The organism is Methylobacillus arboreus (assembly GCF_020532725.1).
Classification (GTDB): Bacteria; Pseudomonadota; Gammaproteobacteria; order Burkholderiales; family Methylophilaceae; genus Methylobacillus; species Methylobacillus arboreus.
The window spans coordinates 381,587-408,299 of the sequence record NZ_JAJAVC010000011.1 but is presented as its reverse complement, the minus strand read 5'-3'; the positions used below and the strand labels follow the sequence as shown (position 1 = coordinate 408,299).

Genomic DNA, 26,713 nt, shown 5'->3' with positions numbered 1-26,713 from the left:
GACTGGAAACTTTGCACCGCATCATTGCACGTGACGCCAATGCACGTCTGATCATTTTCAGCATGCATAACGACAACATCTATGCTGCTCGCGCCATGCAGGCTGGCGCCAAGGGATATGTCGTCAAGACAGACGCGCCGGAAGTATTACTGGAAGCCGTGAAGCAAGTCCTGCGTGGCGGGCGCTACATCGGCCATGAATTGGCACAACATCTTGCCATGGACCGATTCATCCCTACCGAGAATCCACTGGAAAAGCTCTCTCCGCGCGAGTTTGAAGTGTTCCGCCGTATTGCAGAGGGAGTTTCATTGAGCGGCATCGCCGAACAGCTGCATATTGGTTATAAAACAGCGGCCAATATACAGACCCAGGTACGACAAAAACTCAATGTGCAAACCACAGGCCAGTTAGTGCATATGGCCATCCGCTTTGGCATCACCCAGCAGCGCGATTAAGGCACAAAAAAAAACCAGGTGATCGCCTGGTTTTGACTAAACCTTAGTGGTATGGAGTTGAACAACAGGCTTGATGGGGAAACCGCTATCTACAAAATACCAAGCTGTTGATTAACATCGTATGCCTAAGCCCATAAACCATCTATACATTAATTCCCCAAAATATCTGGGATTTATTCCCGACAAGGATAAAGTCTGCCGATTTTCGGGAAATTACATCTACAAATCCTGGAATCCTGCTTCACCCTTCAATGACGCCATGCTTAATTGCTAAACGTACCAGTTCGATCGGACTGGTGATGCCTAGCTTTTGTTTTAACAAGGTCTGGTAATTGGCCACTGTTTTCTGACTGATTTTCAGTATCGTGGCAATTTCCTCTATTCCCTTCCCTGCGGCCAATAGGCGGAATACTTCAAACTCGCGTGCAGACAACAGGCGCGTCGGATCATCACTGCCGGAAAGTGTTTGCAATGCGATCTGTTGGGCAATGCCAGGACTCAGATAACCCTTGCCTTGCGCGACTTCGCGTACGGCCTGAACCAAGTCGTCGGCAGCACCCGATTTAGCAACATAGGCTCTTGCCCCTGCCCCCAGGGCCTGTGATGCAAAAGCTGCATTTTCATGCATGGAAAAAATAATGATGCGTGCCTGCGGGTAACGCGCAATAATGCGCCGCAAGGCTTCCAGCCCACCCATGCCAGGCATGGACATATCCATCACGACCACATCGGGCAAATGCTCGCCGTAAAACTGGTATGCCTGCTCACCACTATCCGCTTCAGCAATGACTTCCACCCCCTCATTCTGCTCAAGCAGGCGTCGCAAACCAGAGCGGACGACTTCATGGTCATCCACCAGCATGACGCTAATATTGGCACTCATTGCTTTCCCTCTATTGATTCTTGTAATGGCAATTCAACATTAATCCGTACTCCCGCCGCCAAGGCGCTTTCCAGCGAGAAGCGTCCTCCCAGGCCTTCCACGCGCTCACGCATGCCAGCAAGCCCGAAGCCCGATGGCAACTGTGCGGTATTAAACCCCCGACCATCATCCATCACCGCGATGCTGAGCATAGCATTCTCGATACTGATCCGTATACCTACCCTGCTCGCATGAGAATGCCGGGTCACATTGGTCAGGCATTCCTGCACAATGCGATACACCGCAATGGCTGTGGTTTCATCCTGCACGTCATCCAGGTCTTCCTGGATATCCAGATCAACTTCCACCTGCTGGTTCCGCTGCTTCCAGGTATTCACGAGATCGGTCACGGCAGTGGTAAGGCCGAAGGCATCCAGGCCGGACGGGCGCAATTTCTGCAACATGTCATGCACAATATCCATCATTTGCCGCGCCACAACGCTGATCGCCTTGGCACTCTCCTTCGCACCCTCTATGTTTTTGGCATTGAGGATGGCAGAGGCGTCAACATGGACAGCGGTCAGGTACTGGCCGATTTCGTCGTGGAGGTCGCGTGCGAGATTCTTGCGTTCATCCTCCTGCAGCCGGATCATCTGCTGGGTGAGCTTATGGTTGTTGTGGATGCTTTTCTCCAGCGTTTCTGCCATGGCATTGAATTTTCGGCTGATTCCAGCCAGCTCGGGCAACTCAAACTCAGGCAGCCTGGCTTTCAAGTTTCCCTGTTCCAGCTCGTTCAAGGCTGTCATGACGCTATCCACTGGCCGCATCGCACGGCCAACAGCCCAATACACCAATGCATTCACGGCCACAAAAAAGACTGCCACCAGCATTAGCAGCCCCATGATGTCACCCAGCACTTCCTGGATTTCATAAGTTGGGTCAGGCGTGACCACCAGCTCGCCAATCATGCGACCATTGGCAAAAATCTTACGGCGGATTTCCGGCATTGACGGGGAGATGAACCCCATCGTGCGGACGAGCCAGGATACGGGCTCCTGCTTGTCATCCTCGATATTGCTGTCACGCAGGCGGCCATGCGCATCAAAGAACTCAATGCGAAGATGGCGGACATTACCGAGGCTATGCAAACGGAACATCGAGTTGGAATTCTGACCGTCGGTTTCACGCAACCAGCCGAAATCAGAGGTGTAATGCAATATTTCCGCATCCAGCAAATGCATGGCCAGCGTGGCAGTGGATTGCACTTCGGCACGCACGTCATCGCGCGCATTGTGGATCATCAATGCGGCAGCAAGTACCAATACCAATGCCAGCAGCAGGGTAATGATCAGGTTAAGACGTAACTTAAGATTCATCGGTGAACTGGACCGGGCAGGCGGTTGCGAGTGATTGCGCAATTTAAATCAGTTCTCCGAAAACAGAAACGGGAAAAAGTCCCGACACTCATATATCCAACACGAAATCTTAATGAACATTTCCCCTATTCCAAATGACACATTCCTACAGCCACCTGCCAGCCCACCCTCTAGAATGTATCTCAGAAGTTAAGAGTTCACTCCATGTTCTTTGCAACTTCTCCATAGTGTAACGCCAGCGTGGAAACCCACGCTGGCTTTTTTTCTTTTATAAACCCGCCTCGCGATTGGCAGCTATCAGCTGCACTTCAGCATCAATCTTTTAGATCATCGACCTTTAGGCGTTTTCAATGCATCCGTCAGATGCGGAGCCAGGGTTTGCAGCATCTGGGCAAACACCTTGGGATTGGCTGCCACGATATTGCCGCTTTCCAGGAAGCCCTCATTACCCTCAAAGTCCCCGACCAATCCACCCGCCTCATGCACCAGCAAGGCCCCTGCAGCAATATCCCAGGTAGAAAGGCCAATTTCCCAGAAACCGTCAAACCAGCCGGCAGCAACGTAAGCCAGGTCTAGGGCGGCAGAGCCGGGACGGCGCAGGCCAGCAGTCTTTTTCACCATATCCTTGAACATGCCCAGATAGGTTTCGAGATGGCTAAAGTCGCGGAACGGAAAGCCTGTACCAATCAGGGAGTCCTGCAATTTGGGACGATTGGTGACACGGATGCGCTTGTTATTGAGGAAGGCGCCGCCGCCGCGGATCGCAGTAAACAAGTCATTACGGCTCGGGTCATAAACCACGGCGCGCGTGATCTGGCCCTTCTGCCGCAGGGCAATGGATACTGAATACTGTTGAAAACCGTGCAGAAAGTTGGTTGTTCCATCCAGAGGGTCAATAATCCAGACATTCTCCGCATCGTCGCCCTGACGTCCGCTTTCCTCGCCAAAGAAGCCATGGTCAGGATAAGCATGCTTGAGGATGTCGATGATCGCCGCCTCTGCAGCATGGTCGACCTCGCTGACAAAATCATTGTAATCCTTGCTGCGTACAGTCAACGCGCCAATATCCAGAGAGGCGCGATTAATAATATCGCCAGCACGGCGGGCGGCCTTGACCGCATTATTCAACAAATGCATAGATTCTTTCCGTTATGATATCCCGGTGACCGGGCGGGTTAAAGAGCAGGAGAGATACGGACATGCCCGACTTCACGAGCATACATCCCGAAACTGGTAAAATGACATTTTAATGCCTTATTGCCATGACATCCAAACCTAACCTGCTTGAACAAATCCGCATTGTGCTCTGCCAAACCAGCCATCCTGGCAATATAGGCGCAGCTGCCCGGGCAATGAAGACCATGGGCCTGTCTCAGCTCATGCTGGTCAAACCAAAATCTTTCCCGCATGCCGATGCCGTTGCCATGGCATCGGGAGCGTCTGACATCCTGGAAAGCGCCCAAATATCCGAAACCCTGGCCGAGGCGCTGCATGGCACCACATTGGCAATTGGCATGAGCGCGCGCAGGCGCGAACTTTCGCATGAACTGGTCTCGGCACGCATAGGCGTGCAACGCGCCATTAGCACAGCCCACCATGCACCAGTAGCGATTGTATTTGGCACGGAAATGAGCGGACTATCCAACGAGGAACTTGGCCACTGCCAACTGCTCGCCATGATTCCAGCCAACCCCGAATACTCCTCTCTCAATCTTGCCGCTGCCGTACAAGTAATCAGCTATGAATTACGCATGGCTGCGCTGGACAATCCACAACCCGCAGGCTTGGAAGCTGTGCCATTGGCAGCCAGCGAAGATGTGGAACGCTTCTATTCCCACCTGGAGCAAGTCCTGGTTGAAATCGGCTTTCTCAATCCGGCACAGCCCAAGCGCCTGATGCAACGCTTGCGCCGCCTGTACGGGCGTACCAAGCTGGAAAAAGAAGAAGTCAATATCCTGCGCGGTATCTTGAGCGCTACCCAGGCCCCGCGCCCACCGGAGCCCCCAAGCTCCTGAAACATGCTGTTTAAGTTAATTCAGAGTAAAATACTCGGATGTTCAGCCACATCAAAGAAGACATCAGCGTGGTGTTTGAGCGCGACCCTGCCGCTCGTACCCGCTGGGAAATCCTGACTACCTATCCAGGTGTACATGCCCTGCTAATCCATAGAGCCTCCCATTCGCTCTGGAAAATACATTTTTACTGGCTGGCAAGGCTCTGCTCCCATATCGCGCGCTGGTTCACCGGTATTGAAATCCATCCAGGGGCCGTCATTGGCCGCCGCGTATTCATCGACCATGGCATGGGAGTCGTCATCGGCGAAACCGCCGTCATCGGCAACAACTGCACCCTGTATCACGGTGTCACCCTTGGCGGCACTTCATGGAACAAAGGCAAACGCCATCCCACCCTGCTGGAAGGGGTCGTGATCGGTGCAGGTGCAAAAGTACTTGGCCCGATCACCATTGGCGCCAACGCCAAGATTGGCTCCAACGCAGTGGTCGTCAAGGATATTCCGGACAGTGCCACCGCAGTCGGCATCCCTGCACGGATTGTAGACCAGGAAAAACCGCACCAACAGGATAGTACGGAAGAAAACATCGGATTCGCCGCCTATGCCGTCAGCGAGAATATGAATGACCCCATGGCCAAGGCGATCCACGCCCTGATCGAGCATATCGTCCATCAAGATACCCAGCTGCAGGAAGTCAAGCAACAGCTTGCAAAGCTAGGCGCAGACGTCGAAACAGACGCCGAGGTAGGCCATGCTTTTGATGTGAACTACATCAACAAAATAGTTGACTAAAGTGTTCAAGTATTCTAGAATTCCATCCTAGAATCATGCTATGCGAAAGCTGCGCCAAACCCAATAGTGGCGCGTTATCCGAACAACTTTAGGAACTAAACATGCGATTAACCACAAAAGGCCGTTTTGCAGTTACTGCAATGTTGGATCTGGCCCTCAATGAAGAGGAAAAGCCGGTCACCCTCGCGGGCATCAGTGAGCGCCAGGGCATTTCCCTCTCCTATCTGGAACAGCTTTTCAGCCGCCTCCGTCGCAACGGCCTGGTCAAGAGCGTACGCGGACCAGGTGGCGGTTATCGACTGGCAAAAAGCCATAACGATATTTCCGTTTCGGACATCATTACTGCCGTCGATGAACTGATAGATGCAACGCAATGCGGCGGCAAGGAAAACTGCCACGAAGGCAAGCCCTGCATGACGCACGACCTTTGGTCCAGCCTGAACAGCAAGATACTGGAATACCTCTCTGGTGTTGCGCTTGCAGACCTGGTGGCTTCTCAACGCGAAGGCAAGGAAATTCGCTTTACTGTGCGCCGTGAAAACTCGCGCGCCCCGGTACAAGCCGCAGCCTAACTTCAGGATTGCAGAATGAATCGCTCTGTTTACTTCGACAACAACGGCACTACCGCCCTTCACCCCAAGGTGTTGCAGGCAATGCTGCCCTATTTGTCGGAGCAACAAGGCAATGCAACCAGTCGGCATATCTTTGGCCGCGCAGCCCGTAATGCCATAGACCAGGCACGTGAGCAAGTCGCCGAGGCAGTAGGCGCGCATCCATCGCAAGTGATTTTTACCAGTGGCGGTACCGAGTCAGACAATCTTGCCATCACCGGTGTGGCAAATGCCCTGGGGGCAGGCCGGATTGCCGTCAGCAGGATAGAGCATCCTGCTGTTTCCAGGCCGGCTGAAGCATTGAAATGGCAGGGTTGGAAGTTAGATCGAATTGGCAGCAATCGGCATGGTCAGGTTGAAAAAACCTCCTTGGAAACCATATTGGAAAATAAAACCGACATGGTGTCGGTCATGCTGGCAAATAACGAAACCGGTGTCATCCAGGATGTTGCAGTCCTGGGAGAGCTTGCCCGCCGGCACAAGGCTTACATGCACACGGATGCGGTGCAGGCCCTGGGCAAGATTGATGTGGATTTCGCCAGTCTGAATATTCATGCGATGAGTTTGTCCTCGCACAAGATCAACGGCCCACAGGGCGCCGGTGCATTGATTTTGGACAAGCGCATTGATATCCAGCCACTCCTCTATGGCGGTGGTCAGGAAAAAGGACTGAGAAGCGGTAGCGAAAATATCGCGGCAATTGTCGGCTTTGGTGCCGCCTGCAACCTGGCAGCGACCGAGGCGCGTAATCGTCAAAGTAAGCTGATTTCCTTGCGTACGCGCCTTGAACAAGGCATTCAGAAGCTGGACGCCATTATTTTCGGTGCGGAAGCAGAACGCTTGCCCAACACCAGCTTTTTTGCCTTTGACGGCATTGAGGGCGAAACCCTGGTGATGGCACTGGACAAACAAGGGTTTGCTGTTGCCAGCGGCTCTGCCTGCTCCAGCGATAACACAGAGCCTAGCCATGTCTTGCTGGCAATGGGTATTCACCCGGATATCGCGCGCGGTGCGATCAGAGTAAGTCTGGGCAACAATAATGAAGCACAAGAGGTAGACGCCTTCCTGCAAGCGCTGGAACGCGAGCTCTCACGATTGAGAAAGTTAACTGCAATCGCAGTTTAGGAAAACGGAAAATGACAGTACGTACGCCAATTTATCTGGATTATTCAGCCACCACCCCGGTTGACCCGCGTGTGGCGGAAAAAATGATTCCTTACATCACCGAGCATTTCGGCAACCCGGCCTCACGCAGCCATGCCTTCGGCTGGACCGCGGAAAAGGCCGTGGAGAATGCCCGTGAGGAAGTGGCCAAGCTGGTCAATGCCGACCCGCGTGAAATTGTCTGGACTTCGGGTGCGACCGAGTCCAACAACCTGGCCATCAAGGGAGCAGCGAATTTTTACAGCCCCAACAAGGGCAGGCATATCGTCACCGTGCAGACTGAGCACAAGGCCGTGATTGATACGGTGCGCGAACTGGAACGCCTTGGTTATGAAGCCACTTACCTGATACCGGAACCCGACGGCCTGGTAGACCTGGAGAAATTCAGGGCCGCCCTGCGCCCGGATACTGTGCTGGCTTCTGTCATGCTGGTGAATAACGAAATCGGCGTGATTCAGGATATTGAGGCACTAGGCAACATCTGCCGCGAACAGGGCGTGATCTTCCATGTGGATGCGGCACAGGCGACCGGCAAGGTGCATATTGACCTGCAAAAGCTTCCTGTGGACTTGATGAGTTTCTCTGCGCACAAGACCTACGGCCCCAAAGGTATCGGCGCCCTGTATGTGCGTCGCAAACCACGCGTACGCATTGAAGCGCAAATGCATGGCGGCGGCCATGAGCGCGGCATGCGCTCTGGCACCCTGGCGACACACCAGATTGTCGGCATGGGTGAAGCCTTCCGCATAGCACGTGAAGAAATGGACAGCGAAAACCTGCGGATTCGCCAGTTGCGCGACCGCTTGCTCAAGGGCCTGGAAGAGATCGACGAGGTGTATGTCAATGGTGACCTTGAACACCGCGTGGCGCACAATCTGAACATTAGCTTCAACTTTGTTGAAGGCGAATCGCTGATCATGGCTGTCAAGGATATTGCGGTATCCAGCGGTTCCGCCTGCACTTCGGCAAGCCTGGAGCCCTCTTATGTCCTGCGTGCGCTTGGTCGGTCGGACGAGCTTGCTCACAGTTCCATCCGTTTCTCGATCGGGCGTTTCACGACAGAAGAGGATATTGATTACACCATAGAGCTCATGAAGAGCAAGATCGGCAAGTTGCGTGAATTATCCCCACTCTGGGAGATGCATCTGGACGGAGTGGATTTGAACACCTTGCAATGGGCAGCGCACTAACAGCCGCCCACCTTAACCAAGGCTTGTGACTACTGAAGTTAGCAAAATAGTTATAGGCACCTGCAACTGCCGCGCAGGTACAACCCAAGCAGCGGCATGTGTTGCACACATTTGAGGAGTAGAAAAATGGCTTATTCAGACAAAGTACTCGATCACTACGAAAATCCACGTAATGTGGGTTCCCTGGACAAGAACGACCCATCTGTCGGCACCGGCATGGTGGGCGCCCCAGCCTGCGGCGACGTCATGAAGCTGCAAATCAAGGTCAATGAGCAAGGCATCATTGAGGATGCCAAGTTCAAAACCTATGGCTGCGGTTCGGCCATTGCTTCCAGTTCACTGGTAACTGAGTGGATCAAGGGCAAGTCGCTTGACCAGGTCATGGAAATCAAGAACTCCGACATTGCAGAAGAGCTGGCCTTACCTCCCGTCAAGATCCATTGCTCGGTGCTGGCAGAAGATGCAATCCGCGCAGCGGTTGCCGACCTCAAGGCCAAGCAGGGCACCAAGGACGAACACGAACAGGCAGCGTAAAGGGTTTTCATATGGCAATCTCGCTCACCGAAACTGCAGCTCAACGTGTGCAGAAGTTTCTTGCCAATCGCGGCAAGGGCGTAGGCCTGCGCCTTGGCGTCAAGACCACCGGCTGTTCCGGCATGGCGTATACCCTGGAATTTGTCGATGAAATCAACACAGAGGACCTCGTGTTTGAAAGTCATGACGTCAAGGTCATCGTCGATCCCAAAAGCCTGGTCTATATTGATGGCACCGAGCTGGATTTTGCCAAGGAAGGCATCAATGAAGGGTTTAAGTTCAACAACCCGAATGTCAAGGACGAGTGCGGCTGCGGCGAAAGTTTTACCGTCTAGCTTGCTCACGCTCATTCCCGGTAGCTGGGGATAACCCGGCTGCCCGCCCCTGTTTAACCGCCGCCCTTTTATGTCTGACCTACAAAAGAATCATTTTGAGCTCCTTGGCATGCCTGCACAGTTCGCACTGGATATGGCGTTGCTGGATCAACACTATCGCAAGTTGCAAGCAGAGGTTCACCCGGATCGTTTTGCAGCTGCGTCTCCCGGTGAACGCATGCAATCCATGCAATGGGCAACCCAGGCTAACGAAGCCTACCGCACCCTCAAGCATCCCACTACAAGGGCTCGCTACCTGCTGGCACTGCATGGTGTGGACACCGAAGAGGAAAACAACACCGCCATGCCAGCCGACTTTCTGATGCTGCAGATGGAATGGCGTGAAACCGTGGAAGAAGCCTATGACGAGCGAAATATTGCCGCACTGGACGCATCGCTCAAGCAGATGCGCGAGCAGGCGCAAGCGCTGGAGCAAAAGCTCGTTGCCATCCTTGATCAGCAACAGGCATGGCAGGAAGCTGCCGGCATCGTGCGTAAATTGAGTTTCATCGACAAGATACGTGCAGATGTCGAACACAAAATAAGCAAACTGGAAGACGAATAAAATCAAGTTATGGCTTTATTACAGATATCAGAACCCGGCATGAGCACCGCCCCCCACCAGCACCGCTTGGCGGTGGGCATAGACCTGGGCACGACCAACTCGCTGGTGGCCACCGTACGCAGCGGCCTGAGCACCGTGTTGCTTGATGAAACCGGGCATGCATTGCTGCCTTCTGTCGTCCATTACACTGCCGACAATCAAATTGAAGTCGGTTATCCAGCCCAATTACAGCAAAGCCAGGATCCGCAAAATACCATTGTTTCGGTCAAGCGCTTCTTGGGTCGCGGACTCAATGATATCGGCGATACCAGCCATCTGCCTTATCGCTTTGTTGAATCGCCAGGCATGGTGCAAATTCAAACCCGTGCAGGCATCAAGAGCCCGGTGGAGGTTTCTGCGGAAATCCTGAAAACGCTCAAGGCGCGTGCAGAACAGGCGCTGGGCGGAGAGCTGACCGGTGCCGTCATTACCGTGCCCGCCTATTTTGACGATGCGCAACGTCAAGCCACCAAGGATGCCGCCCGCCTTGCCGGCCTCAATGTGCTGCGCCTGCTGAACGAACCCACGGCCGCCGCAGTCGCCTATGGCCTGGACAATGCATCGGAAGGCATTTACGTCATTTATGACCTGGGTGGAGGCACCTTTGATATTTCCATCCTGCGCTTGGCCAAAGGCGTATTTGAAGTACTCGCCACCAATGGCGATTCTGCCCTGGGAGGCGATGACTTTGACCGCCGCATTTTCTGCTGGATATTGGAACAGGCCAGCCTACAACCACTTAGTCCGGCCGACACGCGCCTACTGATGACCAAGGCCCGTGAAGCCAAGGAGTGGCTCACTGAACATGCCAGTGCCAGCATTACCGCAGTATTGAGCCAAGGGGACATCATTAACCTCAACCTGAGCCAAGCCGAATTTCACGCTTTAAGCCAGCAGCTCATCAACCGCACATTAAACCCAATCCGCAAGGCATTGCGCGATGCCGAGCTTTCAATAGAGGAAATCAAGGGCGTTGTGCTGGTAGGGGGTGCCACGCGCATGCCGCAGGTACGCAAGGCCGTCGCCAGCTTTTTTGGCCAGGCGCCCCTGACTAACCTGGATCCCGACCAGGTCGTCGCGCTCGGCGCTGCCATCCAGGCCAATATTCTTGCCGGCAACCGCAGCGACGATGACCTGCTGTTGCTGGATGTCATCCCGCTTTCCCTTGGCCTGGAAACCATGGGCGGCCTGGTGGAAAAAGTCATTCCCCGCAACTCCACCCTGCCGATTGCGCGCGCGCAGGACTTCACCACCTTCAAGGACGGCCAGACCGCCATGAGCATCCACGTGCTGCAGGGCGAACGCGAACTGGTGACGGACTGCCGCTCGCTGGGCCGCTTCGAGCTGCGTGGCATCCCGCCTATGGCTGCTGGCGCTGCACGTATCCGCGTGACTTTCCAGGTGGATGCCGACGGCTTGCTCTCGGTTTCTGCCCAGGAACAAACCAGTGGCGCTCACGCCAATATCGTGGTCAAACCCTCTTATGGCCTGAGCGAAGACCAGATCACCCACATGCTGCAAACCTCCTTCAATTCTGCCGAAGCAGACAAGCATGCCCGCGCAGTGCAGGAAGTCCGGGTGGATGCTGCGCGATTGCTGGAAGCCATTGATGCTGCCTTGCGCCAGGACGGCGACAAGCTATTGAATACCGAAGAAAAAGCCGCCATCACAGCAGAAATGGAAAACCTGCGCCAGCTCGCACAACAAGACGACAGCGATGCGATCCAGAAGGCGGTCGATGCGCTCAACCACGCTACCGAAGCCTTTGCGGCACGCCGTATGGATGCCTCGGTCAGGCAAGCGCTTGCCGGGCAAACCTTGAATACACTGGAACTTTAGGTCATGGCAAAAATTACCGTTCTTCCTCATCCGGAATACTGTCCTGAAGGCAAGACATTTGAAGCACAACCGGACCGCTCAATCTGCCATAACCTGCACAAGCAGCATATCGATATTGACAGCGCGTGTGGCGGTGTTTGTGCATGCACCACTTGCCATGTCTACATCCAGAAGGGTTACAACTCCTTACCGGAACCAGATGAGAACGAGGAAGACATGCTGGACCAGGCCTGGGGCCTGAAACCCAATTCCCGCCTTTCCTGCCAGGCCATTGTGGGAGACGAGGATATTGTGGTGGAAATCCCAACCTACTCACTCAACCTTGCCAAGGAACCACCTCACTAGTCTGGCGCTGGCTAAGCTCCGGCCATCCCAACTTCGGCAAGCCGCAAACCACGCACATGGGTACGCCCAGCACGTTTTGCAGTATCAAAACGCAGCATGCCGATAAAATCGTCCGCGCTCAGCGGGCGGCTAAAGATATAGCCCTGCAACTGGTCACATCTTTGCGCACGCAGAAAATCAAGCTGCGCCTGGGTTTCGACCCCCTCAGCCACAACCTTGATCTTGAGGCTGTGCGCCATGGCGATAATGGCCTGCGTGATTGCCATATCATCGCTATCCTGCGGAATGTCCCGCACAAAGGAACGGTCGATTTTCAGCGAATCAATCGGGAAGTGTTTGAGATAGCCCAATGACGAGTAGCCAGTACCAAAGTCATCAATCAGCACATGACTGCCCAAATTACGGAAATGCTGCAGCATTTGGCTTGCACGTTCCGCATTCTGCATGATCATGCTTTCAGTGATTTCCAGCTCCAGACAATCAGGCGTCAGGCCACTTTGCGCCAATGCATCGCTGATTGCCTCATGCAGGCTATCCTCGCGGAATTGGCGGGCTGAAAGATTCACCGCCACCCGGACTGGCCTGCCCGCTATTGCCTGCCAATGGTAAGCATCCCGGCATGCCTGATTCAGCACCCACTCACCAATATCAATAATCAGCCCGGTTTCTTCTGCAATCGGGATAAAATCTTGTGGCGACACCATGCCAAGCTCGGCGCTATGCCAGCGAATTAACGCCTCGGCGCCAATGATGCTCTGGTCGGCCAAATCAAGCTTCGCCTGGTACAGCAGCGTGAACTCCTCCCGCTCCAAGGCACGGCGCAAGCTATTCTCCAACGTAAGGCGGCTGACACTGTTGGCATTGCTCTCTGCAGAATAAAAATGAAAGGTATTCTTGCCGTTATCCTTGGCACGATACATGGCCATATCGGCATTCTTGAGCAGCGAGAAAATTTCTACCCCATCCTCGGGATAGACGCTGATCCCAATGCTTGCACTGATGTATAACTCCTGCTGCATCAGGATGAAAGGCTGGGCCAGCGTATCCATGATCTTGCGTGCGACCTTCACCAGGTATTGCTGCTCGGTAAAATCTTCCACCAGCACCACAAACTCGTCACCGCCCTGGCGGGCAACCGTATCAGTTTGACGCAGGCACTCCCTGAGCCGCCCCGCGGCCTCCTGCAACAGCAGATCGCCAGCCTGGTGCCCCAAGGTGTCGTTAATGATCTTGAACCGGTCCAGATCAATGAAAAGCACGCCTATCCGCTGCTGATAGCGCTGTGCCCGCAACAAGCCCAGCTCCATACGCTCCTGTAGCAACGCACGATTGGGAAGGCCAGTCAGGCCATCATGCGTGGCGAGGAACTGCAAGCGTTCTTCAGATTGCTTGCGCTGGCTGATATCAGTGAGCACCACGACATAGTTCTGCAGAATGCCATTGTTGTCATGCACGGTGCTGATCGACACCCATTCCGGATAATATTCGCCGCTCTTTTTGCGTGCGAGCAATTCTCCCATCCATTTCCCGTGCTGTTGCACCAGATTTCCAATGACCTGATCGCCCTCGCTGATTTCGTCGAGCAGAGATAACCGTGTACCGATGCAGTCTTCGCGTGTATAGCCGGTCATTGCCAGATAGGCCTCGTTTACCTCCAGGACATGACGATTCCGGTCCGCAATCAGGATGGCCTCGCTCGTATTGTCGAACACCTGTTTGGAAAGATTGAGGCCGGTCTCGGCTACCTTGCGCGCGGTAATATCCAGCATCACGCCCAGCAGCTCTTGGGGATTGCCGAAACGATCCGGAATGACACGCACAATATCTTGCAGCCAAACTACCCTGCCATCAGCAGCCAGCATCCTGTATTCGAATACATGGTCCTTGAGCTGTTTCGATTCCCGGGCGCAGAAATCAACGACCCACTCCCGATCATCCGCATGCATCTTTTCCATCCAGAATTTCGGGTTGTCGGTCCACTCTTCCAACGGATATCCAAGCAGGCTCTCCGCTTCCTGGCTGACAAAGGTAAATGCCGTGTCCGGCTTCGCCCGCCATACCACGGCATGCACAGACTCCACCAACTCGCGATATTCGGCACGGCTTTGCAACAAAGCCTCTTCCGCCTGCTTGCGGCTGCTGATATCGATGATCAATACCACGACTCTTTCGCTGCCATCACGATAGTTGGCGGCAGCCACCTCGATCGGGATCGGTTTTCCCGCCTTGCTGATCGCGGTCGCTTCATATCGGCTGGGAGCGTATTCCCCATGCATCCGGTGTGCATAATGTTGCGCCACACGCTCCCGGTCACTGGGATGAATCAAGGTAAGAAAATTCGAGCCCATGGGAATATCGCGCGCATCATATCCTCCTATCTCCCATACAGCCTCGTTGGCATAGATGATCTTGCCATGTTCGATCACCATCACGCCCTCTCCTGCATCGGACTGGGCATTGCTCAAGGCGTTATAAAATCCTAGCCGGCGTTTCAGCTGCTCATCGGCGCGCAAGCGCCCAACATACAAACCCGACAGGCCAACGCCTATAGACACCGTCACCAGTGCAAACAACCAATAATTGAAAAGATCCGCGCTACTAATCCCCATGCTGAAATAACCGCGATATCCCCCGCCGCCCCACAAGGCAGCGATCGCAATCACCAGGGAAGCAATGGCGGCTCCGCGCTGATGAAAGCTCAACGCAGCCCAGATCACCAGTGGAAATACGAGAAAAGCCTTGGCTTCCAGTTCGGCCAACGTTTGAGACAAGACGCCATTAACTGCCAGCAGGACCAGGCCAAGCAGAAGCGCGCCTAATACGATAGCCTCAAGTATCTTGGCACGTGTCCAGCGCACAGGCTCGTAGTGAAAGCAAGCCAATATTGCAGGGGTCAGGAGAATGATGCCCAAGGCATCCCCCATCCACCATTGCAGCCAGATTTCATATAATGCGGGGCCTTGCACAACACCAAACGACTTCAGGCTCAAACACCCGAAAGTAGCGCTTAGCAAAGGGCTAAGAATCGCACCCGTCAGTATCATGCCCAACAGATCGCGCAGGCGGGTCATCGCTGCTTCAAACTTGATATACCGGGTCAGTATGTAATATCCGAAAGCGGCACTGGCAATGCTGCTAAACGCAATAGTGACTGCGCCCAAAACAGGCAAATTCGCACTGTATTGCGTCATCACCGCCCCCACCAGCAAACCAGGCAGCATACGCAGGCCGCCAAGGATCAAGACCGCCAGGGCAAACCCGGCAGGCGGCCATATGAAGGTGGCAAAGGTCTCGGGAATTCCGAGCTGCATGGTGCTATGCCCAAGCAGAAAATAACCCAAGGCTATCGCAATTGAGATCAGCAGATATCGAATCGGCCTGGCTTTTTGGGCAGACTGGTGGCTTGATATGTACATAATCTGGGATTGTAGTAGCAAATTCCTACAATTGCGGATAAAAATCCCTTAAGCAATAAAAAGCCCGCTCGAAGCGGGCTCAAATCACTGCTAGACCAGTTTAGAAATTGTATTGCAACTGAAAGCGCAGAATATCGGTGTTGTATTTTGAATAAGGCGCTGTTGCGAGATTGTTGCGATCCAGCTTGGAGTAATACGCCGTAAACTCGATCTCAGGCACCGGCTGCCACTCAAAGCCAGCTTCCCAGTCGTTGACATTGTTTTGCGGCGCATTGGTTTCAAACTTCTGTGCGCCGTCAAAATATTGCCACTTCACAAAAGGCGTCATGATGCCATACCCATAGAAATCCTTGATGCGGTACATGGCCTGGATATAACCGCCATTAAGCGAGCTTTCCTCGATCATCGTTCCTGCATCGTTAAGCGAAGGTCCTTTACCCCAGTTCCATTCCGCCTGTAGACCGAAAGGCTGTGGATAAAGCACGGCATGCAGGCCTACGCGCTGGTCCTTGAAACCGTCCGTCTTGGAGTCGGCAACGACAGCGCCGCTCGTGCTTGGCTTAAACGTACCGTAAATCCCCTGAATGCCAGCTTCGAAAATCTGGCCATTCTCGAACTTGACCGGATAAGTGAAACGCGACACCAGGTGCAGGTTATCGTTGTTCTCCGAACGGTTCGCACCAGTACCGTTATAGGCACCGAAAGCAAAGACACCGTAGTTGCCTGAACCCTTGAGTCCGCTATCCACCAGATACTTGAACATTTCCTGCTGGTCTTTTGGTGTGTAGTAGTAGAACACACCCAAGTCACGCTCGTCCTTACAACAGCTGTTCAACGCATCGTTACGGTCCAGCGCGATACGGTTCTGGCTCGACTGCAAGTTTTCAAAGCTGTATGGAATCTTGGATTGACCAACACGCAAACGGTGCACCCTGTCCTTGGTCAGGTAGACATCGCCGTAGGCATCGCGCAACTGCGCAAGGTTGCCGGTACCATCGCCGCTCCGGCTGGCAAAATCCGGCTGAATGTAATAAGAAAGACGCTCACCGATATCGCCGTAAAAAATCAGGCGCATACGGCGAATGAGGAAATTAGTATTGTCCCCAATGGAACGGTCAGCCTGGTGGGCAATCTGCTTGTCACCGCCAACAATGGGATTACTGCGGAGCTGCATATAACCACGTACCTTCATGGTGTCAGCCCAATTTTTGCTAGAACTGGCCGGCTTGGGTGCCGGGGCCATGGCGATCTTGTCGAGCTTTTCTTCCAGTTCACGCTGCTTGAGCTCCAGCTCCTGCCTCATTTCGACCAGGTCTACGCTGGCAGGATTCTCGCTTTTGGCTTCAGCAGCGCTATCAACAGATTTGAAAGTTCCCATTTTCACCCGGTTAGGCCCGGGCTCGGCAAAAATTTGCTTGGTAGTGGAATCCACATATAACTCTAGGACTTGTGCATCTGCCATTGCAGTAGCAGATGCGGTGGCAAGAATAACAGCTGCCACTATGGCTTTGGGGGTCATCTTCCCTGTTGTCATCGCAATCACTTTTAAATATGCACTTATTAAGATGTGTACCAATATTGGTACTTGCCAATTGGCGGTGTAGCCGCCTATTACTTAAGGAAGAACTAGTCCCGTAAGTAATATGGTGTGCAGTATGTGCATGCAATGTGACTGAATGATGTACTGAAAATGACACTTTTATGACAACCATATAAAGTGCAGCATCAAAAAAGAACTAGAAACCTGTGACCCCTTCGATTATTTTCATGAAGCCGTCATGATTTAACTCCATGATGCATTGAATTTTTTGCCAAATCCTTGCAAAACCTTACATTTACTTACAATATGTTTTTTATAGAAATAATGAGAATTGCCTATAATAATCATATTTATACGGAACGAAATGATTCTTCTCCTGTCTTTTTTAAGACCGTTTATTTCGGAAACCATCTATAAATATGCTGATTTTTAACTTATTAGGGGAAGCTAGAATATGTACAAACATCCGCTAAAAGATCGTGAGAAGATGTCGCCACAAGAGGCCTTGGCCATCTTGCTGGAGGGCAATGAACGTTTTACCCAGAACATCTCCGCCCATCGCGATTTGCTCAATGTGGTCAACATCACCAAGGATAAACAACATCCTTTTGCCGCCATCCTGAGTTGTAGCGACTCCCGCACTTCCACGGAACTGATCTTCGATCAGGGCCTGGGTGATCTTTTCAGTGTACGCCTGGCTGGCAACATCGCTTCCCGCAAGGCCATTGGCAGCCTGGAATATTCATGCAAATACCTCGGAAGCAAACTGATCGTGGTACTGGGCCATTCCAATTGCGGTGCCGTCAAAGCGGCTTGTGACGGCTTTTCCGGCGGTCATATCGGCGAAATTACCAAGATGATCTTCCCTGCCGTGGAAGCCGAAACCACCACCAAGGAAAACCGCTCCTCGTCAAATGATGTTTTTGTAAACCATGTATGTGAACTCAACGTCAAGACTCAAATCGACGCCATCTGGAACTCCAGTGAAATCCTGCGTGAACTTTTGAACAAGAGCGAAATCGGCATTGTAGGTGGCGTTTACGATCTGGCAACTGCCACAGTGTCATTCCCTGAGCACTACCAGATTTTCAGCTCAGACCATCCCATGGTGCAGAACTAGCATCCTCAGGATGAAACCCTCTCAGGACAAATTAGCATGACAACTCAAACCACCACAGATGCTGTGAAAACTGGCAGCTTCAGCAAAGATTTCTTTGCCTCCATTGTTGTATTCCTGGTGGCAGTGCCGCTATGCCTGGGCATTGCAATTGCCTCAGGCTTGCCGCCAACGGCCGGCATCATTACAGGCATTATCGGCGGCTTGATTGTAGGCGCGATTTCAGGCTCCCCATTGACAGTGAGCGGCCCTGCGGCCGGCCTGGTCGTGATCGTGGCCGATATTGTGGCCGAATTCGGCATTGCCATTTATGGCGTCATCGTATTGCTGGCAGGCCTGGTGCAGGTGCTCGCTGGCGTATTCAAGCTGGGCGTATGGTTCCGCGCCATCTCGCCTGCCGTGATCCACGGCATGCTGGGCGGCATCGGCATTCTGATCATAGGCTCGCAATTCCATATCATGCTTGATCGGGATCCGCTATCCAGCGGCATCAAAAATCTGCTGGACATCCCCAATGCGCTGATCGAGATATTTTCATCACATGATGGCGCCAATATCTATGCCGCGGTTACTGGCCTGCTTACCATCGCCTCCATTGTGCTCTGGACTCGCTATGCCCCGGCCAAATTCAAACTGATTCCGGGTGCATTGATCGGCGTAGTGCTGGCAGTGATTATTGCCAACCTGTTTGGCTTCGATATCAAATACCTGACCGACCTGTTTGACGGCCCAACCAACCTGCAGAACATTCTGGGCACGATCATCACGCCAACACTGAGTACAGTAGAGGCCTCCATGACGGTCGGCGTGCTGCTGGCCGTTGTTTCACTCGCATTCATTGCCAGTGCCGAGTCGCTACTGTCTTGCGCAGCCGTGGACCAGATGCATCAAGGAGTACGCACCAAGTACGACCGCGAACTGATGGCGCAAGGCGCAGGTAACGCCATTTGCGGCTTCTTGAGCGCATTGCCGATGACAGGTGTTATCGTGCGTTCCAGCGCCAACGTGGAAGCAGGTGCCACCACTCGCGCCTCCACCATCTTGCATGGCCTTTGGTTGCTGCTGTTCATCAGCGTATTCCTGTTCACACTGGAATACATCCCGGTCGCCACCCTGGCCGGCGTATTGGTCTATACCGGCTACAAGCTGGCTTACCCCAAAGTGGCCAAGGAACTACTGTCCTACGGCAAGGCTGAACTGGCAATCTACATCATCACCATCGTCACTATTGTCAGCTTCAACCTGCTGGCCGGCGTTGTGACTGGCTTGTTATTGTCTATCGCCAAGCTACTGTATGTGTTCTCCCATGTTTCCATCAAGGCCGAGCATAAACCCAACAGCAAGAACACAACCCTGCATCTCAAGGGTTCTGCCACGCAGCTTGGCATCCCCAAGCTGGTTGCCGTGCTGGACAATTTGGAATCGGGCCGTGACGTCCATGTGCAATTCAATGACCTGGAATACATCGACCATGCTTGCATTGAGCTATTGAGTGGCTGGCAAAAGCAATACCAGATGACAGGCGGCAATGTCACCATTGAATGGGATAGCCTGATCAGCAAGTACCACACCAAGGGAGCAGCTGCCGCCAGCGGCACTTGATCCCTGTTGCCAGTAGTTTGCAGCAATAAAAAAGCCCCATCCGGGGCTTTTTTATTTAGCCAAAGTCATTACTTTATGCTGACTGAATACGCTTCACTTTGCTGCTACCCTCTTCAACAGAGAGTGAGGCAATATCGCCAGAAAGCTCTCCACCTTCTTCAATGAGGATCTTGCCATAGCGGATTTTCCCGCTGACGCGGCCGGTAGAGTGAATGATCAATTGGCTGCGCGCAGTCAGCTCACCTTCAAAATTGCCATGCACCTCGGCTACATCAATGCCGACCTTGCCAGAAAACGAGCCGTGCTCTGCGATCTGGATCACGCGGCTATCCATCGTCGCCTCTACACGCCCTTCCACGACAAGAATGTCACAATCCTGGATCTCGGCACCCTTCAGCTTGACGTCAGGCCCAACAATCAGACGGCTGCCAGTCTGGCTATCAGCATGCACGCCTGCATTGGCTGTCGTTTCGTTTTTCGCGGCAGTGGTATTGCTTGCTGCGGCTACGTGATGTGATACAGGGGTTGGTTCAGGCTTGCTATTCAAAGGAGAAGAAGACACTGGATTGACACTACTACCTTGAGGACTGGGAGTACGGCTGAATAAACCTTGCTTGTTTAACATGAATCGAACCTCTCGTTTGATATGACAAATAGACCCATTCTGGGAATGAGCCGAGACCACCGAGAGTCAGCAAAGTGTGTGCCATCTAGAATTAATGATTAAAAATCATGATATTGAAAAAATAATTTCATAATCAACACGAGATTCCCAAGAAAAACGTCGCCTATCTACGACGCAACACATTGACTCCTCCAATTACTCAGCCCTACAAGTCATCAATAAACAAAGCATGCAGCCTTCAAACAATGCGATATCAGGCATACAGCAGAGGCCATCAAAATACGTCATCCACTCCTACAGGAAAAACGCTTGTCGCCTACAAGCAACAATCGCAAAAGTATGCACATAAATAAAAAAAGCTGGGAAAACCCAGCCTTGGCCTTACAGAGACTTAATGTTCTGGCCGCATATGCGGGAACAGAATCACGTCCCGGATGCTTGGACTATCCGTCAATAACATGACCAGGCGATCGATACCGATGCCGCATCCACCAGTCGGCGGCAGGCCGTATTCCAGCGCACGGATGAAGTCCGCATCGTAATACATGGCCTCATCATCGCCTGCCTCCTTGGCAGCTACCTGGGCATGGAAGCGTGCCGCCTGATCTTCGGCATCGTTCAACTCGGAGAAACCATTGGCAATTTCACGGCCTGTAATAAACAGCTCGTAACGCTCAGTGATTTCTGGGTTGCTATCTGAAGCACGCGCAAGTGGCGAAACCTCTACCGGGTAATCAATGATATAGGTGGGGTTCCAGAGCTGGCTTTCCGCAGTTTCTTCAAACAGGGCCAGTTGCAACGCACCCAGGCCCAGATGGGCAAAGGCCTCCACGCCAAACTTCTTGAGTTCCTGGCGCAGGAAGGCTTGGTCATTGAGCTGCTCGAGCGTGTATTGCGGCGCATATTTCTGGATGGCGCCGACAATGGTCAAGCGCTCAAACGGCTTGCCCAGGTCAAGCTCGCGTCCCTGGTACTGCACCACGGCAGAACCACAGGCGGCAATTGCCGCTGCGCGGATGCAACTCTCGGTAAAGTCCATCAGCCACTTGTAGTCAGTGTAAGCCGCATAGAATTCCATCATGGTGAACTCGGGGTTATGGCGTACGCTCAAGCCCTCGTTACGGAAATTGCGGTTAATCTCGAACACGCGGTCAAACCCGCCCACGACCAGGCGCTTCAAATAGAGCTCGGGCGCAATGCGCATATACATCTGCATATCCAGCGCATTGTGATGCGTGATGAACGGCTTGGCAGAAGCGCCGCCTGGAATCGGGTGCAACATAGGAGTTTCAACTTCAAGAAACTCGTTGCTGAGCATGAAAGCCCGTATGGCCGCCACGATTTTACTACGTGCGATAAAGGTCTTGCGGGTCTCGTCGGAAACAATCAGGTCAACATAACGCTGACGGTACTTGGTCTCCTGATCGGCCAGGCCATGAAACTTTTCCGGCAGCGGACGTAAAGACTTGGTCAGCAAACGCAGCTCATTCACCTTAACGGACAACTCGCCAGTCTTGGTCTTGAACAGCACGCCGCGTGCCGCAACGATGTCACCCAAGTCCCATTTCTTGAATGCGTCATACAGCTCTTCGCCAATATTTTCCCTGGTGACAAACACCTGGAGACGGCCACTCTTGTCCTGCACGGTCGCAAAACTGGCCTTGCCCATCACGCGCTTCAACATCATGCGCCCGGCAATGGATACCTGTACGGCCTGCGCATCCAGCGCTTCGCCCTCCTGGGCATCGTAGAGGTCATGCAGGCTTTGGGCGGCATGCTCGGGTCTGAAGTCATTGGGGAAAGCAACACCTTTTTCACGAATCGCCTTGAGCTTCTCGCGACGCTCGGCGATCACGTGGTTTTCGTCCTGCTGCACACTGGCTGCCTCATTAATAGGCTTGGAATTTTGTGCGTCACTCACCCTTACACTCCCTGCTTCAAACTTTCAGAAATAAACGGATCCAGGTCGCCATCCAGCACACCCTGGGTATTGCCGACCTCAACATTGGTACGCAAATCCTTGATGCGCGACTGGTCGAGCACGTAGGAGCGGATCTGGTGGCCCCAGCCGATGTCGGTCTTGGCATCTTCCATCGCCTGCTTTTCTTCATTGCGTTTGCGCAATTCCAGTGCATACAACTGCGCCTTCAGCATGTTCATCGCCTCATCCTTGTTGCGATGTTGCGAACGGTCATTCTGGCACTGCACCACAGTATTGGTCGGCAAATGGGTAATACGCACCGCGGAATCGGTCTTGTTGATGTGCTGCCCGCCTGCGCCGGAGGCACGGTAGGTATCAATGCGCAGATCAGCCGGGTTGATCTCCACGACGATGGAGTCATCTACCTCGGGATAGACGAACACGCTGGCGAACGAGGTATGCCGGCGATTGCCGGAATCAAATGGCGACTTGCGCACCAGGCGATGCACGCCGCTCTCGGTGCGCAGATAGCCATAGGCGTAATCGCCGGAAATCTTGAGCGATGCGCTCTTGATACCGGCCACGTCGCCTTCCGATTCTTCCAGCACCTCGACTTTCAGGCCCCGGCGCTCGCAATAGCGCAAATACATGCGCAACAGCATGGAGGCCCAATCCTGCGCCTCGGTCCCGCCAGAGCCGGACTGTATGTCAAGGAAACAGTTGTTCGGATCCATCGGATGGGCAAACATACGGCGGAACTCCATTTCCGCCACGACCTTTTCCAGTGCCTGGGTGTCGCTGTCTATGCTTTGCAATGTATCGTCATCGTTTTCCTCGCGTGCCATCTCGAACAGCTCGCGGCTATCGCGCACGCCGTTATCAACCTCAACCAGGGACTTGACGATAAACTCCAGCTCGCGACGCTCCTTGCCTAGCTTTTGCGAGCGCTCGTTGTCATTCCAGATGTTGGGGTCTTCCAGCAGTTGCGAGACTTCTTCTAGGCGCTGTTGCTTGGTTTCGAAGTCAAAGATACCCCCGAAGGGCCTGCTGACGCTCGATAAGGTCATCCAGGCGATTGGCAATTAGATTGAGTTGTTCCGCTTCCATGAAATGTCCGAACCTGCTGAATTCAAAGCCGGTAATTATACATTAATGCCTTGCTGGCCGCTGTTCACAATACCCAGACAAGGCCTTATGTATTCCAGCACTCGGGTTTTATGTAGAATAATTCTCATTTATATAAAATCGGAGTCAGCTATGCGTCATTCAAACCTCGGCCGCATATTGTTACTTGCAGGCATGCTATCCAGCACACCTGTATTTGCCCTGGTTGGTAGCACTCCAACCACCGATTTCGGCATGGTCGGCCAGATTATTGGAGGCGTTGATGGCGTACTGATCGCGCCCAACTGGGTGCTGACCGCAGGACATGCAGCCACCACGAACAAACTGTTTTCTTCCGGCCAGGGCGAAGCGATGATAGATGCGCAATTCATACTGCCCGGCTACCGCTTCCCAGGCAACGACCTGGCATTGCTGCACCTTGCCACGCCAATCGAGGCAGATAGCTACACTTCGCTCAACCTGACCTATATCGACGCCAGCAATCTCGGCCAATACGATACGGTTACCCTTGCCAATGCCAGCGGCAGTGGTAACGGACACTATGTTGAAACCACGCTGGTCGACAGTTCGGCCCGCTATGGCAGCCAGATTGTCCACTGGATACTCACCGACAGGTCACCCACAGGCAGCGCAATCGTGCAAGGTGGCGACAGTGGCAGCGGTCTGTTCATGGACCCGGCCAGTATGGAAAACCTGGTATTGGGGGGCATTGCCTCCGCCATCTGCCGCGCCAATAATTCTTGCTATGTGCAGCCGACGGCCTACCGCGACTGGATAGATATCACCATGTTGCTATACGTCCCGACCGATCCGGATGAAGTACGAAGGCAGCTCCCGACCTGGATAGACACTGCCACCAGCGAAGGTCTTACCCTGGGCACCGCTATTGGCAATGTTAGTGCCGTACCTGAGCCCGGCCTGTCGGCATTACTCGCATCAGGCCTGCTTTTGCTGGCAGGACTGGGCGCAGGGCCTGATTCCCGGTTTGCCCAACACGCCTGGCATCCATGGTTTGCATCAGGCAAAATGGCGTTTTTGCTGAATTGTCACAAACCTGCAACATTTCATCTTTATATTTGCCACGTTGCCATCAAAGCGGAGCTGGACTTCAGATGCGAGGCAACACCAGACCAATCACGGAGCCCATATGCCATCCCACTTTGTTCCAAACCAGTTACTGAAGGCAGCAGGCGTTGCTGCCCTCGTTGCCGTTGCATTTTCCATGCCACAAGCCAATGCAGCCGCAAACAAGAATGACATTATCCGCATCGACGGCTCCAGCACTGTTTACCCCATTACCGAGGCTGTGGCCGAGGAATTCCAGAAGGCAAAACGCATCAAGGTGACCGTGGGCATTTCCGGCACCGGCGGCGGCTTCAAGAAGTTCTGTCGCGGTGAAACAGACATCTCCGAAGCTTCACGCCCCATCCTGACCAAGGAGATGGAAGCCTGTAAGGCAGCAGGGATTGATTACATCGAATTGCCGGTTGCCTATGACGCCCTCACTGTTGTGGTCAACCCCAAAAACACCTTTATCAAAAGCTTTACCGTTGAAGAACTGAAGAAGCTGTGGGGGCCGGAAGCCCAAGGCAAGGTCAAGACCTGGAAACAAGTCAACCCAACCTGGCCTGATACACCTGTGAAGCTGTTTGGCGCAGGCTCAGACTCCGGTACATTTGATTACTTTACTGAGGCCATCGTCGGCAAGGCCAAGTCAAGCCGCGGCGACTTTACCGCATCGGAAGACGACAACGTCCTGGTGCAAGGCGTTGCCAGCGATGTCGCCGCCACCGGCTATTTCGGCTTTGCCTACTATGAAGAGAACAGCAAGCGCGTCAGGGCTGTACCTATCGTCGCCAAGGCTGGGGCGCCTGCTGTGCTGCCATCGCGTGAAACGGTGATGAACGGTACCTACCAGCCCTTGTCACGCCCATTGTTCATCTATGTCAGCGCCAACGCTGCCAAGAACAATCCCAACGTCAAGGCATTCATCGACTTTTACCTGGCAAACAGCAAGGAACTGGTAGAAGAGGTGAAGTATGTCGCCCTGCCCGCGCATGAATATGCAGCAGTGGCTGAACACTGGAAAGCACAGAAGGTAGGCACTGGTTTTGGCGGCGAGCCTGAAGTTGGCGTCAAGATCACTGACCTGTTGAAACGTATCAAGTAATCCCTTAGTGACGGGAAGCCAGGCTTTTTTCAGGCTTCCCGTCATCGCCCGCATAACTGCATTCCGTTACAATGCACGAATCATTAATGTGATCATGGTCTCTCAAGTGTTACAAAAACCTGCAGAACTTCCCATCAGTGCCCGCCTGGCCAAGAATGTGCGCCGCCACATCCTGGAGCGCGTCATTGAGTTCATCCTGATGCTGGCAGCGCTTTCTGCCGTTGCTACCACCATTTCGATTGTCGTGATTCTGCTCTACGAGTCCTACACCTTCTTTGAACATGTATCACTGTTCGACTTCCTCACTGACACAGAGTGGACGCCATTATTCGAGAATGCCCACTACGGCATTCTGCCGCTGGTTTCCGGCACATTGACGACATCGGCGATTGCGCTGGCTGTGGCAATCCCGCTTGGCACCATAGGCGCGATCTACCTCTCGGAATTCGCCTCTCACCGCACCAGGGAAATCGTCAAGCCCATCCTTGAACTGCTGGTTGGCGTGCCGACCGTGGTATTCGGCTATTTCGCGCTGTTGTTCGTGACACCACTGCTGCAGAAAATTTTCCCTGAACTGCCTGGTTTCAATATGCTGGGGCCCGGCATCGTCATGGGCATCATGATCATCCCGTATATCAGCTCCATGGCGGAAGACGCCATGCGCGCCGTTCCGATGAGCATGCGCGAAGGCTCCTACGCCATGGGTGCGACCCGCTTCCAGACTGCCATCCGCGTCGTCACGCCAGCGGCAATCTCCGGCATCATCGCCGCCTATATCCTGGGCATCTCGCGTGCTGTAGGTGAAACCATGGTGGTAGCGCTGGCGGCCGGCCAGCAACCTAACCTCACATTCAACCCGATGGAAAGCGCCGCCACGATTACGGCCTACATCGTACAAGTCGCCATGGGCGACTTGCCGCACGGCAGCATCGGCTATCAAAGTATTTTTGCGGCCGGCCTGGTGCTGATGCTGATGACGCTGACCTTCAACATCATCGGCCACCTCACCCGCAAGAGATTCCGCGAGGTATATTGAT

24 protein-coding genes are annotated in these 26,713 nt (G+C 53.4%); 16 read left to right on the top strand and 8 right to left on the bottom strand.

Going from position 1 to position 26,713, the window contains the following annotated elements:
• A partial coding sequence (locus LG198_RS12920) for a LuxR C-terminal-related transcriptional regulator (RefSeq protein WP_230343593.1) occupies nt 1-455 on the top strand: 455 nt, incomplete at its 5' end.
• Nucleotides 456-696: 241 nt separating this feature from the next.
• Here LG198_RS12920 and LG198_RS12915 read toward each other — a convergent pair.
• From LG198_RS12915 to LG198_RS12905, 3 genes are all read right to left on the bottom strand, one after another.
• Nucleotides 697-1,338: a response regulator gene (locus tag LG198_RS12915; RefSeq protein WP_230343592.1), complete on the bottom strand. Its 642-nt coding sequence runs from the start codon at nt 1,336-1,338 to the stop codon at nt 697-699.
• A complete protein-coding gene (locus LG198_RS12910) occupies nt 1,335-2,693 on the bottom strand; it encodes an ATP-binding protein (protein WP_230343591.1) in 1,359 nt (452 codons plus the stop codon). Before LG198_RS12910 ends, LG198_RS12915 begins: the two co-directional genes overlap by 4 nt.
• A 327-nt stretch (nt 2,694-3,020) precedes the next feature.
• A complete protein-coding gene (locus LG198_RS12905; RefSeq protein WP_230343590.1) occupies nt 3,021-3,830 on the bottom strand; it encodes an inositol monophosphatase family protein in 810 nt (269 codons plus the stop codon).
• Between the two features lie 125 nt (nt 3,831-3,955).
• Here LG198_RS12905 and LG198_RS12900 point away from each other — a divergent pair, with 125 nt between their 5' ends.
• The 10 genes from LG198_RS12900 to fdx all read left to right on the top strand — a co-directional run bounded on the left by LG198_RS12900 (nt 3,956) and on the right by fdx (nt 12,160).
• The gene (locus tag LG198_RS12900) at nt 3,956-4,708 is read left to right on the top strand and encodes an RNA methyltransferase (RefSeq protein WP_230343589.1); all 753 of its coding nucleotides are present in this window, start codon (nt 3,956-3,958) and stop codon (nt 4,706-4,708) included.
• Nucleotides 4,709-4,746: 38 nt separating this feature from the next.
• Nucleotides 4,747-5,499 (top strand): serine O-acetyltransferase, encoded by a 753-nt coding sequence (cysE, locus tag LG198_RS12895; protein ID WP_230343588.1) that lies wholly within the window; start codon nt 4,747-4,749, stop codon nt 5,497-5,499.
• 101 nt (nt 5,500-5,600) lie between these two features.
• Entirely contained in the window at nt 5,601-6,071 is a 471-nt protein-coding gene (gene iscR, locus LG198_RS12890) for a Fe-S cluster assembly transcriptional regulator IscR (RefSeq protein ID WP_230343587.1), read from the top strand.
• A gap of 15 nt (nt 6,072-6,086) precedes the next feature.
• Nucleotides 6,087-7,235 carry a cysteine desulfurase family protein gene (locus tag LG198_RS12885; RefSeq protein WP_230343586.1) on the top strand — a complete coding sequence of 383 codons (1,149 nt, stop codon included), beginning with the start codon at nt 6,087-6,089 and terminating at the stop codon, nt 7,233-7,235.
• An 11-nt stretch (nt 7,236-7,246) separates the two neighbouring features.
• Nucleotides 7,247-8,464, top strand: a complete 1,218-nt coding sequence (locus tag LG198_RS12880; RefSeq protein WP_230343585.1) for an IscS subfamily cysteine desulfurase — start codon at nt 7,247-7,249, stop codon at nt 8,462-8,464.
• Between the two features lie 126 nt (nt 8,465-8,590).
• On the top strand, nt 8,591-8,998 hold the full coding sequence (gene iscU, locus LG198_RS12875; protein WP_230343584.1) for a Fe-S cluster assembly scaffold IscU: 408 nt from the start codon (nt 8,591-8,593) through the stop codon (nt 8,996-8,998).
• Nucleotides 8,999-9,009: 11 nt separating this feature from the next.
• Nucleotides 9,010-9,333 (top strand): iron-sulfur cluster assembly protein IscA, encoded by a 324-nt coding sequence (gene iscA / locus LG198_RS12870; protein WP_230343583.1) that lies wholly within the window; start codon nt 9,010-9,012, stop codon nt 9,331-9,333.
• Between the two features lie 70 nt (nt 9,334-9,403).
• Nucleotides 9,404-9,937, top strand: a complete 534-nt coding sequence (gene hscB, locus LG198_RS12865) for a Fe-S protein assembly co-chaperone HscB (RefSeq protein ID WP_268866868.1) — start codon at nt 9,404-9,406, stop codon at nt 9,935-9,937.
• A 9-nt stretch (nt 9,938-9,946) separates the two neighbouring features.
• The gene (gene hscA, locus LG198_RS12860; protein ID WP_230343581.1) at nt 9,947-11,815 is read left to right on the top strand and encodes a Fe-S protein assembly chaperone HscA; all 1,869 of its coding nucleotides are present in this window, start codon (nt 9,947-9,949) and stop codon (nt 11,813-11,815) included.
• A 3-nt stretch (nt 11,816-11,818) separates the two neighbouring features.
• A complete protein-coding gene (fdx, locus tag LG198_RS12855) occupies nt 11,819-12,160 on the top strand; it encodes an ISC system 2Fe-2S type ferredoxin (RefSeq protein WP_230343580.1) in 342 nt (113 codons plus the stop codon).
• Between the two features lie 11 nt (nt 12,161-12,171).
• On the opposite strand, the gene LG198_RS12850 is transcribed toward fdx, so the two are convergent.
• Nucleotides 12,172-15,576, bottom strand: a complete 3,405-nt coding sequence (locus LG198_RS12850; RefSeq protein WP_268866867.1) for a bifunctional diguanylate cyclase/phosphodiesterase — start codon at nt 15,574-15,576, stop codon at nt 12,172-12,174.
• 100 nt (nt 15,577-15,676) lie between these two features.
• Nucleotides 15,677-17,095, bottom strand: a complete 1,419-nt coding sequence (locus LG198_RS12845; protein WP_230343578.1) for a porin — start codon at nt 17,093-17,095, stop codon at nt 15,677-15,679.
• A gap of 475 nt (nt 17,096-17,570) precedes the next feature.
• On the opposite strand from LG198_RS12845, the gene LG198_RS12840 reads away from it, so the two are divergent.
• Complete coding sequence (locus tag LG198_RS12840; RefSeq protein ID WP_230343577.1) at nt 17,571-18,236, top strand: carbonic anhydrase; 666 nt, start codon at nt 17,571-17,573, stop codon at nt 18,234-18,236.
• A gap of 36 nt (nt 18,237-18,272) precedes the next feature.
• Nucleotides 18,273-19,835: a SulP family inorganic anion transporter gene (locus tag LG198_RS12835; RefSeq protein ID WP_230343576.1), complete on the top strand. Its 1,563-nt coding sequence runs from the start codon at nt 18,273-18,275 to the stop codon at nt 19,833-19,835.
• 73 nt (nt 19,836-19,908) lie between these two features.
• Here the strand turns inward: LG198_RS12835 and LG198_RS12830 are convergent, their stop codons facing one another.
• From LG198_RS12830 to prfB, 3 genes are all read right to left on the bottom strand, one after another.
• Nucleotides 19,909-20,460: a bactofilin family protein gene (locus tag LG198_RS12830; RefSeq protein ID WP_230343575.1), complete on the bottom strand. Its 552-nt coding sequence runs from the start codon at nt 20,458-20,460 to the stop codon at nt 19,909-19,911.
• Between the two features lie 391 nt (nt 20,461-20,851).
• A complete protein-coding gene (gene lysS, locus LG198_RS12825; RefSeq protein ID WP_230343574.1) occupies nt 20,852-22,381 on the bottom strand; it encodes a lysine--tRNA ligase in 1,530 nt (509 codons plus the stop codon).
• A 2-nt stretch (nt 22,382-22,383) separates the two neighbouring features.
• A protein-coding gene (gene prfB / locus LG198_RS12820) for a peptide chain release factor 2 (protein WP_230343573.1) occupies nt 22,384-23,488 on the bottom strand; the annotation gives its coding sequence in 2 pieces (ribosomal slippage) (nt 22,384-23,406 and nt 23,408-23,488; 1,104 coding nt in all).
• Between the two features lie 150 nt (nt 23,489-23,638).
• Between prfB and LG198_RS12815 the strand changes: the two genes are divergently transcribed.
• The 3 genes from LG198_RS12815 to pstC all read left to right on the top strand — a co-directional run bounded on the left by LG198_RS12815 (nt 23,639) and on the right by pstC (nt 26,712).
• Entirely contained in the window at nt 23,639-24,763 is a 1,125-nt protein-coding gene (locus LG198_RS12815) for a trypsin-like serine protease (protein WP_230343572.1), read from the top strand.
• Nucleotides 24,654-25,676 (top strand): PstS family phosphate ABC transporter substrate-binding protein, encoded by a 1,023-nt coding sequence (locus tag LG198_RS12810; protein ID WP_407659198.1) that lies wholly within the window; start codon nt 24,654-24,656, stop codon nt 25,674-25,676. The genes LG198_RS12815 and LG198_RS12810 overlap by 110 nt, the downstream gene beginning before the upstream one ends.
• A gap of 94 nt (nt 25,677-25,770) precedes the next feature.
• On the top strand, nt 25,771-26,712 hold the full coding sequence (gene pstC, locus LG198_RS12805; protein WP_230343570.1) for a phosphate ABC transporter permease subunit PstC: 942 nt from the start codon (nt 25,771-25,773) through the stop codon (nt 26,710-26,712).
• The last annotated feature ends 1 nt before the right edge of the window (nt 26,713 follow it).